This is a genomic window from Thioreductor micantisoli (assembly GCF_055392745.1).
This window is the reverse complement of the sequence record NZ_AP043760.1, coordinates 778795-793731: the sequence shown is the minus strand read 5'-3', so window position 1 is coordinate 793731 and position 14937 is coordinate 778795. Positions and strand designations below refer to the sequence as shown.

At 27.2% G+C, this 14937-nt stretch carries 14 protein-coding genes and 1 other RNA gene; 3 read left to right on the top strand and 12 right to left on the bottom strand.

Translation table 11 applies throughout. From position 1 onward, the window contains the following. The first annotated feature begins 84 nt into the window (after window positions 1-84). Entirely contained in the window at window positions 85-816 is a 732-nt protein-coding gene (gene trpA / locus ACZ5OA_RS04150; RefSeq protein ID WP_464908266.1) for a tryptophan synthase subunit alpha, read from the top strand. Window positions 817-1097: 281 nt separating this feature from the next. Next, window positions 1098-1468: a transfer-messenger RNA gene (gene ssrA, locus ACZ5OA_RS04145) on the top strand. A 147-nt stretch (window positions 1469-1615) separates the two neighbouring features. Here ssrA and ACZ5OA_RS04140 read toward each other — a convergent pair. The 12 genes from ACZ5OA_RS04140 to pheS all read right to left on the bottom strand — a co-directional run bounded on the left by ACZ5OA_RS04140 (window position 1616) and on the right by pheS (window position 14407). Next, on the bottom strand, window positions 1616-1918 hold the full coding sequence (locus tag ACZ5OA_RS04140; protein ID WP_464908265.1) for a NifB/NifX family molybdenum-iron cluster-binding protein: 303 nt from the start codon (window positions 1916-1918) through the stop codon (window positions 1616-1618). Continuing rightward, complete coding sequence (locus tag ACZ5OA_RS04135) at window positions 1915-3276, bottom strand: phosphomannomutase/phosphoglucomutase (RefSeq protein WP_464908264.1); 1362 nt, start codon at window positions 3274-3276, stop codon at window positions 1915-1917. The genes ACZ5OA_RS04140 and ACZ5OA_RS04135 overlap by 4 nt, the downstream gene beginning before the upstream one ends. Before the next feature lie 176 nt (window positions 3277-3452). Then, window positions 3453-4037 (bottom strand): NUDIX domain-containing protein, encoded by a 585-nt coding sequence (locus ACZ5OA_RS04130; RefSeq protein WP_464908263.1) that lies wholly within the window; start codon window positions 4035-4037, stop codon window positions 3453-3455. 9 nt (window positions 4038-4046) lie between these two features. Further along, the gene (locus ACZ5OA_RS04125) at window positions 4047-4868 is read right to left on the bottom strand and encodes a thiamine-phosphate kinase (RefSeq protein WP_464908322.1); all 822 of its coding nucleotides are present in this window, start codon (window positions 4866-4868) and stop codon (window positions 4047-4049) included. A gap of 5 nt (window positions 4869-4873) precedes the next feature. After that, window positions 4874-5437 (bottom strand): elongation factor P, encoded by a 564-nt coding sequence (efp, locus tag ACZ5OA_RS04120; protein ID WP_464908262.1) that lies wholly within the window; start codon window positions 5435-5437, stop codon window positions 4874-4876. Window positions 5438-5450: 13 nt separating this feature from the next. Next, window positions 5451-7031 (bottom strand): phosphoglycerate dehydrogenase, encoded by a 1581-nt coding sequence (serA, locus tag ACZ5OA_RS04115; protein WP_464908261.1) that lies wholly within the window; start codon window positions 7029-7031, stop codon window positions 5451-5453. Between the two features lie 14 nt (window positions 7032-7045). After that, a complete protein-coding gene (locus ACZ5OA_RS04110) occupies window positions 7046-7501 on the bottom strand; it encodes a hypothetical protein (RefSeq protein ID WP_464908260.1) in 456 nt (151 codons plus the stop codon). Window positions 7502-7507: 6 nt separating this feature from the next. Next, window positions 7508-9031, bottom strand: coding sequence for a S1 RNA-binding domain-containing protein (locus ACZ5OA_RS04105; RefSeq protein ID WP_464908259.1), 1524 nt, complete (start codon window positions 9029-9031; stop codon window positions 7508-7510). Next, entirely contained in the window at window positions 9024-9866 is an 843-nt protein-coding gene (locus ACZ5OA_RS04100; protein WP_464908258.1) for a 4-hydroxy-3-methylbut-2-enyl diphosphate reductase, read from the bottom strand. The genes ACZ5OA_RS04105 and ACZ5OA_RS04100 overlap by 8 nt, the downstream gene beginning before the upstream one ends. Next, on the bottom strand, window positions 9856-11151 hold the full coding sequence (gene aroA, locus ACZ5OA_RS04095; RefSeq protein ID WP_464908257.1) for a 3-phosphoshikimate 1-carboxyvinyltransferase: 1296 nt from the start codon (window positions 11149-11151) through the stop codon (window positions 9856-9858). The genes ACZ5OA_RS04100 and aroA overlap by 11 nt, the downstream gene beginning before the upstream one ends. Beyond that, on the bottom strand, window positions 11148-13421 hold the full coding sequence (pheT, locus tag ACZ5OA_RS04090; protein WP_464908256.1) for a phenylalanine--tRNA ligase subunit beta: 2274 nt from the start codon (window positions 13419-13421) through the stop codon (window positions 11148-11150). Before pheT ends, aroA begins: the two co-directional genes overlap by 4 nt. Continuing rightward, complete coding sequence (gene pheS, locus ACZ5OA_RS04085; RefSeq protein ID WP_464908255.1) at window positions 13418-14407, bottom strand: phenylalanine--tRNA ligase subunit alpha; 990 nt, start codon at window positions 14405-14407, stop codon at window positions 13418-13420. The genes pheT and pheS overlap by 4 nt, the downstream gene beginning before the upstream one ends. A gap of 80 nt (window positions 14408-14487) precedes the next feature. Here pheS and ACZ5OA_RS04080 point away from each other — a divergent pair, with 80 nt between their 5' ends. Next, window positions 14488-14820 (top strand): histidine triad nucleotide-binding protein, encoded by a 333-nt coding sequence (locus tag ACZ5OA_RS04080; RefSeq protein WP_464908254.1) that lies wholly within the window; start codon window positions 14488-14490, stop codon window positions 14818-14820. Window positions 14821-14937: the final 117 nt, after the last annotated feature.

The following is a 14937-nucleotide window of genomic DNA, read 5'->3' as shown; positions in this document are numbered from 1 at the left end:
AATCCTTTATTTCAATAAGTTATAATTACTTATAATATCAAAAAATGGTATAATTTTCAAAAAAATATATAAAGGTTTATAATTATGAAACAATTAGTAGCATATTTAACAACTGCTTTTCCCGATATTAATTTTACAATCGATGCAACATTAGCTCTAAAAGAAGCAGGAGTTGATAAGATAGAGCTTGGAATTCCGTTTTCTGACCCCGTGGCGGATGGTCCCGTAATTGAAAAAGCAAATTTAATTGCTCTTCAAAATGGATTTAAATTAAATGACCTTTTTGAAGTTAGTAATAAAATAGGTAATAAAATCGATACTTACTGGATGGGATATTTCAATAACTTTTATCATAAAGGTTATGATTTTATTGCAAGCCAAGCGAAAAAGAGTAATATAAAAGGATTTATTATCCCTGATTTACCATTTGAAGAGATAGCACCCTATGAAAATAAACATCCACTTATTTCATTCGTCGCTCCAACTGATGATAAAGAAAGAATTAAAAAAGTACTAAAAAATGCTCAAGAGTTTATTTATATGGTTGCTTATGCAGGAATTACTGGAAGTGGAAAACAAGAAGACTTGACCCAAACTATTCAAAATATTAGAGAAGCAAGCAATACTCCACTTTTTATAGGATTTGGTGTAAACGAGAAAACTGCCAAAGAAAAATCAAAAGGTGTTGATGGAGTTATTGTTGGAAGTGCTTTTATAAAAGTTTTACTTGAAAATGATACTTACTCAAATAAAATAAATAAAATTTCTGAAATAGCAAGAAATATAAAAAGCGAAATTAATTCTGTTAATGATTAAATTTAATAATATAAAAGCACTGAATAAATAAACAAAACAACTACAAATTTTAACGAAAAAAAGCGTTAAAAAAAGTGTGCTTCAAACCCAAAGGGCGCTTGCGTTGACACTTTTTAGCTTTTTGAAGTGTTAAAAAATTTGTTTTATTGTTGAGTGTTTTAGGTCAGTGCTTATAATCATAATATACATTTTCTTATCAATTCTTAAAATTTCCTTAAAAAACTCTTGCTTTTTTAAAAATTATCTGCTATAATCCGCCAACTTTGTATAAGTTTGCATATGGGGATGACTTGGCTTCGACAGGAGTAGAGTCTCTTGTGTAGCATACCGACTTGGATTGTCGTTAAACATCTGTTTAATTATAAACGCAAACAATACAAATTACAACCCAACTACAGCAAAAGCTGTAGCTTAATTTTCGGGTGGCTCCCTTTTATCTAGTGCCACAATGGAATTAGGTCGAGCCTCAACTTAGAGTGGCTGGATAGTCTTTTTTAGATACGAAAAGGTTATTGAGAATTTAGTGTCTCTTTGCAAAAAAGGTTTTGTTCGTTGAGCCTTTTTGTAAAGTATAATCAATGAAATAAGTATGTAGAAGCGCAAGAAATGGCTTTATTTTTGGACTGGGGTTCGATCCCCCACGTCTCCACCAAATAAATAAAATCAATTAAAACTAATCAACAATAAAACTTCATAAAATAGAAACTTTAAATTAATTTAAAAATTAAGCTCAAAAAAAATTTTTCCAATTCTTATTTTGAAAAATAATTATATTATTAACTCTTTTATTACTTAAACATTATAAATTAATTCTATTTAAAAATTCTATTACAACTTCTTCAATAATTGCTTCATTTTTTTCTGGTATATATACCTTGAAATATTTATTTTCTAAATCTTTACCAGTTATTATGTTTTTCATATAAATTGCTTTTAAAAAATTTATTAACTTTTCTTTATCTTTTGTTTGAAAAGCTGGTGATTTCATTGATGAATATTCTTTTGTTTTTGTATCATAAATAATTAAATATTTACATTCTTCAAAATGAGGACAAAAGTTAGAAGTCATCCACTCTCCATCAGCAGTAATTACTATTTTCATAATATTCCTTTTAAAAGATCCATAAGAATGTTTTGAATCTCTTCTAAACTTTTTTCATCTTTTGCTTCAAATCTTGTAACAATTACAGGAGTTGTGTTACTTGCTCGTACTAAGCCCCAACCATTTTCAAAAATTACTCTTACTCCATCAACTGTGATAATATCTTTTATTTTAAGTTTTTCTTTATCTTCAAAAAGTCTATTTTTTAGTTCATCAATAATTTTAAATTTTTTATCTTCTGTTGTATTTACTTTTAATTCATCTGTGTTATAAACTTTTGGAAGTTTTTCATATTCTTTATCAAATTCAAAACCATTTTTGATAAGTTCCATTATTCTAAAAGTTACATAAATAGCGTCATCTACTCCAAAATATCTATCATTGAAAAAAATATGACCACTAACTTCAGCTGCTAAATCTGCGTTTGTTTCTCTAATTTTTACTTTTAAATTTGAATGTCCTGTTTTATACATAATTGCTTTTCCAAATTTATTAATCTCATCATACATAACTTGAGTAGCTTTTACTTCTGAAATAATAGTTGGATTTTTCATATTTTTGGCAAAAAATAAAGCTAAAATATCACCTTTATAATTATATTTTTTATCTAAAAAAGCGATTCTATCCGCATCACCATCATAAGCAAATCCATAATCAAAATTGTTTAACTCTTTTTTAATGTCTATTAAATTTTTTTCTTCACTTGGATCTGGGTGGTGGTTTGGAAAAGTTCCGTCTGGAGTTTCATACATAATTTTATAATTTTTAATTTTTAATCTATCTAAAATATCTCTTAAAACTACTCCCGCAACTCCATTTGCTGCGTCAAATACAAATTTTTTATCAATTCCTTGTAAATGTGAAAATTGATTAACAATATAATCAATATATTGAGATTTTAAATCATAATTAATTGCTTCAAAATTATCTTCTATTTCAATATCATTTTCTAAAATTTCATCGCCTAATTTATAAATTTGTTCTCCAAAAAATGGATCTTTTTCAAGTGTTATTTTGAATCCATTATATTCTGGAGGATTATGACTACCAGTGATCTGAACTCCAGCCCCTACTTCTACACTTCCAATTCCATCTAAACACAATTTTTGAAAATTACCAAAATAGTTAACTCCTGTTGGTAAAATCCCCGCTAAAATAACTTTTTTACCTGCTTTATTAAATCCAGAAATAAGCCAATTTGCTAAAGTTGGAGAATGTACTCTTGCATCAAAACTAACTAAAACATAATCATTATCTACTTTTTTACCTAAAAAATATCCTATTTTTTTAACTATATCACTATTTAACTCTTTTTCAAAAATCCCTCTAATATCATATTCTCTAAAAATTGATTTCATTTTTATCCTTTTAACTAATAATTTTTTAAACACTGACTAAATAAATGAAACAACTACAAATTTTAACAAAAAAAAGCGTTTAAAAAAGTGTGCTTCAAACCCAAAGGGCGCTTGCGTTGACACTTTTTAGCTTTTTGTAGTGTTAAAAAATTTGTATTATTGTTGAGTGTTTTAGGTCAGTGTGAAATCTCCACATCTTCCATCATTGAATCAATAGCTTGATTTCTCCACCATTCAAACGCATATAAAAGTCCTGGAGTTTTTACCTTAGAAATATCATACATAAACTCTTCCATTTCACTTATAGGCAATTCTACAACTTCAATATTTTCATCATCAACCCCACCACCTCGATTAATTTTATCTTTATCTTCTACTTCTGCATAAAATAGAGTCTGTTTTGCCGCTGCACTACCAACAGATGTATAAAATGTATTGATTTCAGCAATATCATCAACTTTATATCCGGTTTCTTCTTCTATCTCTTCAATAGCAATTTCTTTTAAACTAAGTTCTTTATCGCAAATTCCTGCACAAAGTTCATAAGTAAATCCATCACTGTTTTTCAAATATACAGCTGGACGAAACTGTTTAACCAATATAAAAGCCTGTTTTGTAATATTAAAAATTAAAATTGCTACACTGTCATACAATTCAGCTATTTCCCAAATTCTATGTTTATTATTTTCAGTAAAATATAATTTTTTAAGTGTAATAAAATTGCCTTTACATATTTCTTCAATTTTTTCAATTTTTATCATACTTTTCCTTTAAAAATGATTTTCTGTGCAAACAGAAATATATTTACCAACTGTCACCTTAGCAAAAACAGTAATTGGAGTTTTTGTAATTTTTGCTATATTTTGAATATATTTTAGATGTTTAGGAGAAAAAGTAAATAAAAGTTCATATTCTTCTCCACTACAACCTATTTTTTTGTTAAAATTTTTAAAAAATTTATAACCTTTTTTATTTATAGTTGATAATCTTTCTAATTCTTTAAAAAGCCCATCGCTAATATCAAGTGCAGAATGGATATATCTACTTGCTTTATACATAAATTTATCTCTTAGAATTGGAGTTATAAATTTTGAATTTTTATTAATTTTCTTATTTCGAAAAAGTCTATTTAAATCTCTTGAAGTTGTTCCTAAATTTCCAGTAAAAGCTACTAAATCATTAGTTTTCATACCTTTTCTAAAAATTGGTTTTTTTGTAGTTGAAATAAAAGTCATTGTTATATCAAGTTTAGCGTTTGCTATTGTGTCCCCTCCGATTATTTCATAATTATATTTTTTAGCCATTTCTAAAAATCCATTTGTTAGTTCTTTAATTTGAGTTTTGGTTATTGTTTTTGGCATAGCGATAGAAAGTAAAGCATATTTAGGTCTTGCATTCATAGCAATGGAATCTGAAATATTTACGAGTGAAGATTTTATAGCAATTTGTTTATAAGAAAGCCACTCTTTTTTGAAATGAATATCTTCAAAAAAAGCATCTTTACTATAAACAAAGCCATTAGAATAAGCTCCATCATCACCCTCAAGGGATGATTTGGATATAAGAGAAATAAATAATTCTTCTTTATTTATTTTCATTATTTAACTTTTTCTACATAATCCCCAGTTCTTGTATCTACTTTTATTCTGTCCCCAGTATTTAAATGACAAGGAATTGTAATAGTAGCACCTGTATTTACTGTTGCTGGTTTTCTACAAGCACCTTGTCTGTCACCTTTATTTGTAACTGGTGTATCAATAATCTCAAGTTCAACTGTTTGAGGAAGTTCAACTCCTATTGATTTAGAATTATGAAAATTAATATCTACTGCCATACCATCAAGTAAAAATTGAATTTCATATTCAATGTTTTCTTCTGGTAAAGAAAGCATATCATATGTTTCATTATCCATAAAATAATACATTCCATCTTCATTATATGAATATTGATAAGATTTTTTTTCTAAATTTGGTTCTTCACATTTATCACCTGCATGGAAAGTTTTATCTATAACTCTTCCATCAAGTAAAGATTTGATTTTAGTTCTTACAAATGCAGCCCCTTTTCCTGGTTTTACATGTTGATATTCTACTATTTTATAAGGTATTCCGTCTAATTCAATATTTAAATGTTTATTTAACTCATTCATTCCATACGCCATCATTTCTCCTTAATTAAATTTGAGCATAATGCACACTAAGTGCTGCTTTTAATCTTGAAAGTTCTTCAATAACATCTTTTGTTACTTTTGTATCTGTTAAAATAACTGCTACTGCTTCACCTTTATTGTTTCTTCCAAGTCTAAAATCTGCAATATTAATATTATCTTTTGCAAGTGTCATACCAACTTCACCAATAACACCTGGAATATCAGTATTTCTAAAGAAAATCAAATTACCTTTTGGCTCAAATTCAAGTTCAAAATCTTCAATTTCAACAACTCTAAAATTATCTTCAAACATTGTTCCACTAATTGTATAAGATTTTGTATCAGTTAAAACTTCAACTTTTATTAAATTTTTATATGGACTATTTTCATTGCTTTTTTCTTTAGTTTCAAGTTCAATTCCATTTTCTTTTGCTAAAAATGTAGCATTTACATAATTTACATTTTCTCCTACGATCTCTCTCATAGCTCCAACTACTGCAAACGTAAGTAATGAATCTGAATACTCAGAAATATCTCCATAAGAAGTAACTCTTATTTTCTTAATAGCTTTTTTGATAGTTTGAGCTATTAAATATGAAATTTTTTGAGTTAATTCTAAATATTTTATTGCCCATTCTGGAGTTGTGTTTGTATCAATTGGTAAATTTAAAGCATTTGGATAACTAATTCCTCTAACTGCTTGAATTACATTTTCAGCTGCTTGAGTAGCTATTTTTTCTTGACTTTCCATTGTATTTGCACCTATATGTGGTGTTACAGATGTATGTTCTTCATTCCAAAATGGGTGATCACTTAAAGGCTCATTATTAAATACGTCAATACCAAGCCATGCAATTTTTCCTGATTGTAGTCCAGCTAAAACATCATCTTCATTATATAATCCACCTCTTGCAACATTTATAAGTCTTACTCCATCTTTCATTTTTGCTATTTCTTTAGCAGTAATAATATCGATAGTTTCTTTATTTTTGGGTGTATGAATTGTAATTACATCACAAGATAAAATATCATCAAAATTTGTTGTATAATTTATACCTAAATCAGTTGCTTTACTTGGATTTATATATGGGTCATAAGTAACAATATCCATTCCAAATGATTTTGCTCTCATAGCCACTCTACTTCCAATATTACCAAAACCAATAATTCCAAGTTTTTTACCATATAACTCATTTCCTAGCCATTTTTCTCTAATCCATTCTTTATCTCTTTTTAAAGCATTTACAGCATTAGGAAAAGCTCTCATTGAAGAAACTAAATGACACATTGTAAGCTCAACTGCCGCAATTGTATTGGCAGTTGGAACATTCATGACAATTATACCTTTTTTAGATGCACCATCTATATCTACATTATCAACTCCAACACCAGCTCTTACTACTGCTTTTAAATTTTTTACAGCATTTAAAAATTTATCATTAACAGGTGTTGGACTTCTTGTAATGACACCATCAGCATCTTCAATTATTTTTAATAATTCATCTTTAGGAGTTTTTGAAGCATCAATTAATTCTATATCTTGGGCTTCATTAAGAATTTTAAATCCAATCTCATGAATAGGATCACAAACTACTACTTTTTTCATTTTATTCCTTTTTTTTATTTTTTTAACTTTATTTCTTTAAGTTTCACATTAAAATTATAACTTTTAAACAGCTCTATTATTCTATTTGCTTGTGACTTTTTATTAAAATTTATAAAAAGTTTCAAGTCATCTTTTGATTTAATAATAGAATATCTTATATTATTAAGTTTCAAAATTTGTTCTATTCCAAACAGTGTATATTTATTTAGATTATTTAATACTGTTTGATATAGAATAACTATTTTAGGATTATAATTCAAATCTATTCTTAAATACAATTCCTTTGCTGGAAGTATTACCTTTTTTTCATTTAAACTAAGTACTTTTATGATACTACTTTTTTCTTTTTGCTCTTTTACAATTTTAGGTTTTATTTCCAAATTATTTACATTATAATTTGAAATTTTCATATAAACAATTATAAATACCCCTGCTAGTATAAAAAAAATAGAAAAGAAAAAATATTTCATATTCTATTATTTTTGAGAAAGTTTAACTCTTTTATTTTCAGCATCAAGCTCAACGATATGACCTTCCATTTCATCACCAACATTATATTCTTCAATATCTTTTTCAAGATCATTTTTTCTAATAAGTGCTTCAACACCATTTTCAAATGAAACAAATACCCCAAAGTCAGCTATATTTTTGATAGTACCTTTGATTGAATCTCCTAAAGAATGATCTTTAGCAAATGCAACATATGGAGAATCCTCTGCATCTTTTCTTGAAAGAATAATTTTATTATTATCTGCATCAATAGAAATTACTGCAAATTCATAAGTTTTACTATTTTCTAAAATATCTTTTGCTTTTTCACCTTTTGTCCAAGAAACAAATCTATTTGGTAAAAAACATACAACATCATCAACTTCTATAAATCCACCAATATCAGTAAGATTTACAACTTTACCTTCTACTATGTCACCTTCATTGTGATTCTCAGCAAATTTTTGTGATGGTTTTGGTAAAAGTGATTTATAACTAACTCTAAGTCTTCTATTTTCCAAGTCTAAATCTGTCACTTCAATATCAATTTCATCACCAACACTTAATAAATCTTCAATTTTAGAATTTGAATTCCAAGAAATTTCAGAAATATGTAAAAATCCTTCTACACCATTTCCAATATCAACAAATGCCCCATATTCTCTAATATTTGTAACAGTTACATTTAAAACATCGCCATTAGCAATACCACTCTCTTTTACTTCTTCCCATGGATCATTTTGAGTAGCTTTAATTGAAAATAACATTTTATCGGTATCAATTAATTTTACTTCTACTTCATCACCTTTTTTAAGTAATCTAAAATGATTTTCTTTTTTATAACTAACTTCATCTTTTGGAACAAATCCAGTCCATCCATTTTCAAATTCAATTACAACACCATCTTTTTTAAGATTTTTTACTTTTGCATTTACAATTTCATCTTTGATAGATTCAACAAATTTATTTCTTTCTTCTTTTTTTTCATTTAAAAGTTGTTTTCTTGAAATCACAACTCCATTTTTCTTAATTTCAATAATTTTAGCTGTTATTTTTTTACCAATATTATCTTCGTTAAGTTTTAAAGCTGATTCACTTTTTGGAATGAAAAATTCTATTCCATCTTCGTTTTTAGCTACAAATCCACCTTTGTTCAATTCTGCAATTGTTACTTCAACCACATCACCTACATTAAATTTATCTAAAAACTCTTTTCTTTTTGCTTCATTTACAGCCATTTTATGACTAAGAACTGCTGCACCTTTACTTGTTCTTCTTCTTGTAATTACTACAGGAATTCCATCACCTACATTAAATTTAAGTTCTTCATTTTCATCAGTAATTTCCGTTTTAGGTAAAACACCTTCTACTTTTTCTCCAACATCTATAAATACTGTTCCTTCATCTATAGACACTATCATTCCATTTCTAACTCTTGTTTTCTTTTGTTCATTTTCGAATGCATTTAGCATTTCCTCAAAATTTTCTGTTGTTTCAACTGTTTCACTCATCGTCGTCCTTTATTTGTTTTATTTTTTTTATGATATTTTGAATTAACCATTCTGGAGTACTAGCTCCTGCACTCACTCCACAAAGGTTTTTATTTCTAAACCACTCAAGCTTTAATTCATCTTCATTTTCTATCAAGTAACTGTCATTACAATTTTCCTTTGCTATTAAATATAACTGTTTTGTATTTGATGAATTTTTCCCACCAATAATTATCATAACATCTGCTTCTTTTGCAAGAATTTTTACCGCATCTTGATTCTCAAAAGTAGCATTACAAATTGTATTAAATACTCTTACTTCTTTATGATTCTCAATTAAAAAATCCACTATTTTTAAAAATTCAGAAACTTTTCTTGTTGTTTGAGCTATAACTGCTATTTTTTCTTTTAATTTAATATTTTTAAGTTCGCTTGCATTCAAAACAACAAATGTTCTGTTCTGATTTTGGGAATAACTTTTAACACCTTTAACTTCTGGATGATTTATATCTCCAAAAAGTATTATATCATAACCCTTTTGGCTCATCTCTTTTACAATTTCTTGAGGTTTTGTAACAAATGGACAAGTAGCATCTATCAATTCTTTACCTTGAGATTCTAATTTTTTTCTATCATCTTTTGTAATTCCATGTGTTCTGATAATTATTTTTGGTGTATCTATTTCCTCTAAATTTTCAACATATCCAACATTATAGTCATTTTTTAATCTTTTTATTTCAAGAGGATTATGAATAAGCTCACCATAAGTTACAGCGCCATTAGATTTTTCGGCAATTTCAATTGCTCTTTTTACTCCAAAACAGAATCCATAACTTTTTGCTAATTTAATTTTCATTGTATACCTCAGTAATTTTTTCTAAAATCTCTACAAAATTTGGAAATGATGTTTGAATAGAATAAGTTTCATCAATATCTATTCCTGAAATAAGACCTAAAATAGCAAAACTCATAGCTATTCTATGATCTCCAAAAGAGTAAATGTTAGCAAATTTAGGATTAGCACCAATAACCGCAAACCCATCTTCAAACTCTTCAGTTTCAATTCCACATCTATTTAGATTATCAACTACAGCTTTTATCCTATCTGATTCTTTTACTCTAAGTTCAGCTGCATTTTTAACTACACTTTTACCTTTTGCAACTGCCATAGCCATTGCAAGTGCAGGAATCTCATCTATCAGCCAAGCTATATTTTGACTTACTTCTACAGCTTTTAATTCATTACCTTCTACAATAATATCACCAATAGGCTCATATTTATCATATTTTAGAATATACTCTATTTTTGCGCCCATTTTCTCTAAAATTTTAAAGGCTTCTATTCTTGTAGGATTTAAAGTTAAATTTTTAAGAACTACCCTACTTTTTGTAATAGCAGCGGCAACTGCAAAGAAAAAAGCACTACTTGGATCTGTCGGAACAGTTATCTCTAATGGATTTAAAGGAGATTTTAAAGGCGAAATTTCAGTTGTCCATTCTCCATTCTCCATTTTTTCACTTTCAATTTTTGCACCCATTCCTTTTAACATTCTTTCTGTATGATCTCTACTTAAAATTGGCTCTTTATAACTAGAAACCCCATCAGCATTGAGCCCCGCTAAAATCATAGCTGATTTTACTTGAGCTGAAGCAATTTTACTTTCATAATTAAAAGCTTTTAATTTTCCTCCTCTAATAGCAAGAGGAGCTAAATTTCCATTATCTCTTCCATCAATTTTTGCACCAATACTAGTTAAAGGAAGTGCCACTCTTTTCATAGGTCTATTTCTTAGATATTTATCACCAGTTAAAACAAAAAAACCATCAATACCAGCCAATAAACCACTATAAATTCTAATACTTGTACCACTATTTCCACAATCAAGTATATCAAATGGCTCTTTTAATTTTTTTGGAGGAGTAATTTTTATAAATTCATCTTTTTTTTCTATTTTTGCACCAAGAAGTTCGGCAATTTTTAGAGAATTTAATGTATCTTCAGCTTGAAGATAATTTTTTATTATTGAAGGCTTATCGCTTAATAAAGAAAAAATTGCACATCTATGTGATATTGATTTATCACTGGCAATTTCATCTATAACTATATCAAAATTTTGTTCTAACTGTTTTACTTTTATCATCTTAACCCTACACCTAAGTCTTTTAATTTTTCAATTATTTTTGCAATTATACCATTTATTTCATCATCTGTTAATGATTTTCCAGAATTTTGTAAAATAAATCGTAATGTTAATGAATTTTTATCTATTAAATCAAATATATCTATTGGATAAAATTCAACTATTTCTAATATTTTAAGAGTTTCAATCTCTTTTTTTATATCATTATAATTTTGATTTTTATCAACAACTAAACTTAAATCTCTTGTTGATTTTTGAATTTTAACTATATTTTCTGCCTTAAATTCTTTATTTGGAAGTAAATCTATAAAGAATTCAGCAATAAATGTATCATCTAAATCAAAATCTTTTTCTATTTTCGGATGTAATTTTGCTATAAATCCAACTTCTACTCCATCAATTAGTACTTTTGCACTTTGATAAGGATGTGATAGAATAATATGTTTATCTTCAACTAATTCAAAATCACCTAGAATAGAAGATAACCTTTCTACAAAAAAAGCAAAATCAACATTTTCATTTTTATTATGAGTTATATTTTCTTTATATTTATTTCCACTCCATACAAAACCTATTTTTTGAGATTCTTCTCTGAGTTCATTATATACACTTCCTATTGTAAATAATGAAAGTTTTTTATATCCATTTTTTTTATTAAAACTAGCAGCATCTAAAAGTTGTAAAATTGTAGTTTGTCTAAGTGTATCAAATTCATTTACAATTGGATTTAAGATATCTTCTTCATCTTTTATTGCAGGAATTGAATATTTTTTATATCTTTCTTTTGAATCAAATATAAAATGTAATGTTTCAAAAAATCCATTTCCAACAGATTTTTCTCTAATAGCTTTTAAAAATTCTATTTTTTTCATACTATCATTGATTCTATTTTTTTCAGCAAATATTAATGGTTTTGAAGTTAATGTATCAATTCCATATACTCTTAAAATCTCTTCTGCAATATCATATTTATTAATCAAATCATGTCTAAAAGGTGGTATTATTAATTTTAAACATTTATCAGAACTATTCACTTCCGTTTTTATTTGAAGTTTATTTAGAATATTTACTATTTTATTTTCATCAATAACTTCTCCAATAATAGTATAAATATCTTCTAAATCAACACTTAAAACTTTTTTTTCTATTTCATTTGTTAAATCATAACTTCCATTATAAATTTTAGCATTAATTAAATTTAATTCATTTGTAATATAATTAATTGCTAATTTTAAATCAGGATTACTTCCTCTACTACTTCTAAAGAAAATTTCATCTGTTTTTATTTTAGTTTCATATACAATAGTTGAAACATACTCAGGATCTATAAAGTTAGCATCAATTACAAAATTACCTATTTTATTTTCAGGCTTTTTAATAACTTTTATTCCGGTTTCATAAATAATTCCAGTTTCATTTTTTACAATATCAATCTTATTTTCTGTTTTGAATATAAGTTTTTTATAATTATCATAAATAGTTGTAATAACACCTGTTGCTACAGTAGTATAAGTTGCAAAATCACAAATAGTATTAATAACTGCTTCTTCAACCAAACTTAATCTATATCTGATTTTAAAAGGAATATTATCATTTTCAATATTAAATCCTTTTAAATAATGCGATGAATTATCTATATCACCTTCTATTTGAAAAAGTCTTCCAAGACCTTCAGCATTTTTATCATCTTCATATTCTACTACATCTTTTAAAGAAACATTAAATTTTGCACTAAGCTCTCTTGCAATTCCTAAAATAGAAAAGCTATCTCCTCTATTTGCAGTAACACCAAGTTCAATAACATCATCATCTAAATATTCACTTACATTTTTACCAACTTCAAGCTCACCAATAGAATTATCTAACACCATAATTCCATCTTCAAGTTTAGGTAAGCCTATCTCCGTAGAAGAACAAATCATACCAAAACTCTCAACACCTCTAAGCTTTGCTTTTTTAATTTTAAAATTTCCTGGTAAAACTGCTCCAACTACAGAAACTGCTACAAATTGCCCTTTGGCTACATTTTTAGCCCCACAAACTATCTGTGTAATTTCACTTCCTACATTTACTTGACAAATATTAAGTTTATCAGCATCAGGATGTTTATCACACTCCTCTACATAACCAACCACAACTTTTTCGGGAATTCTAAGTTTTTTAACTGCTTCTACTTCTTGACCTATGCTATTTAAACCATCACTAATTTCATCTGTTGAAAAGTTTTTTAAATCAATAAATTCTTCCAACCATTTTCTTGTAACTATCATTTGAATTGCTCCATAAGTCTTAAATCTCCTTCATACATACTTCTTAAATCATTTATTCTATGAATTAACATGGCAAACCTCTCAACACCTAAACCAAAAGCATAACCACTTACATTTTCATATCCAACAGCTTTAAAAACATTAGGATCAACTATTCCACACCCTAAAACTTCAAGCCAACCAGTATGAGAACATACTCTACACCCTTCTCCTTTACAAAAAATACAACTTATATCTGCTTCTGCACTCGGTTCTGTAAAAGGGAAAAAACTTGGTCTAAATCTAACCTTTACATCTCCAAACATTTCAACTAAAAAGCTTTCTAACATAAATTTAAGATTTGCAAAACTCACCTTTCCTTCTTCCTCAACAACCAATCCTTCTACTTGATGAAACATAGGAGTATGAGTTAAGTCATAATCTCTTCTAAATACAGCACCTGGAGAAATCATTCTAATTGGTAATTTTTGATTCATCATGGTTCTAATTTGAACAGGACTTGTATGAGTTCTAAGTAAAGTTCCATCACTCATATAAAATGTATCTTGCATATCTCTTGCTGGATGATATTTTGGTAAGTTAAGTGCCTCAAAATTATGAAACTCATCTTCTACCAAAGGACCAGTTTCCACTGAAAAATTCATTTTAGTAAAAAAGTCTATAATTTTATCCATTGTCATATTAACTGGATGTAATGCACCTATTTGACTTCTATTTGAAAACATAGATACATCTAATTTTTCTGATTTTAATTTTAATTCAAGTGCTTTTTTCTCAAACTCTACTTTTTTCTCAGCAATCAAAGCAGCTGCCTTTTCTTTCATTTCATTTAAGTTTTTAGCAAATTCTCTTTTTTGATCATTTGGAATCTCTTTCATTCTTTTAAACTCATTAGTAATAACTCCATTTTTACCCAGAAGTTCTACTCTAATTTTTTCAAGTTCATCCAAATGTAAAGCATTTTTTATTTTAGATAAATCAATCATTTATTAAGACCTTTAAATTTTTTCCTAATTTTACAAAAATTTTGAGTATAATTCAAAGAAAATTAAGAAAAGGATAAAATATGTGTATATTTTGCAAAATTATAGCCGGAGAGATACCTTCAAACAAGGTTTTAGAAAATGAAGAGTTTTTAGCATTTAATGATATTAATCCAATTGCACCTGTTCATATTCTTGTAATTCCTAAAATTCATATAAAAAGTTTGAATGAAGTAGATAACGAAACTATAGTAAAAATAACAGAATTTATAAAAGAAGTAGCTAAAAAAGCTGGAATTTTTGAAGATGGATATAGAGTAATTACAAATATTGGTGAAAACGGTGGTCAAGAAGTGCCTCATTTACATTTTCATATTTTAGGTGGAACAAAACTTGCTTGGCCTAAGTTAGGATAATTTATAATAGGCAATAATAGACGCTGACTAAAACACTTAACAATAATGCAAATTTTTTAACACTACAAAAAGCTAAAAAGTGTCAACGCAAGCGCCCTTCGGGTTTGAAGCACACTT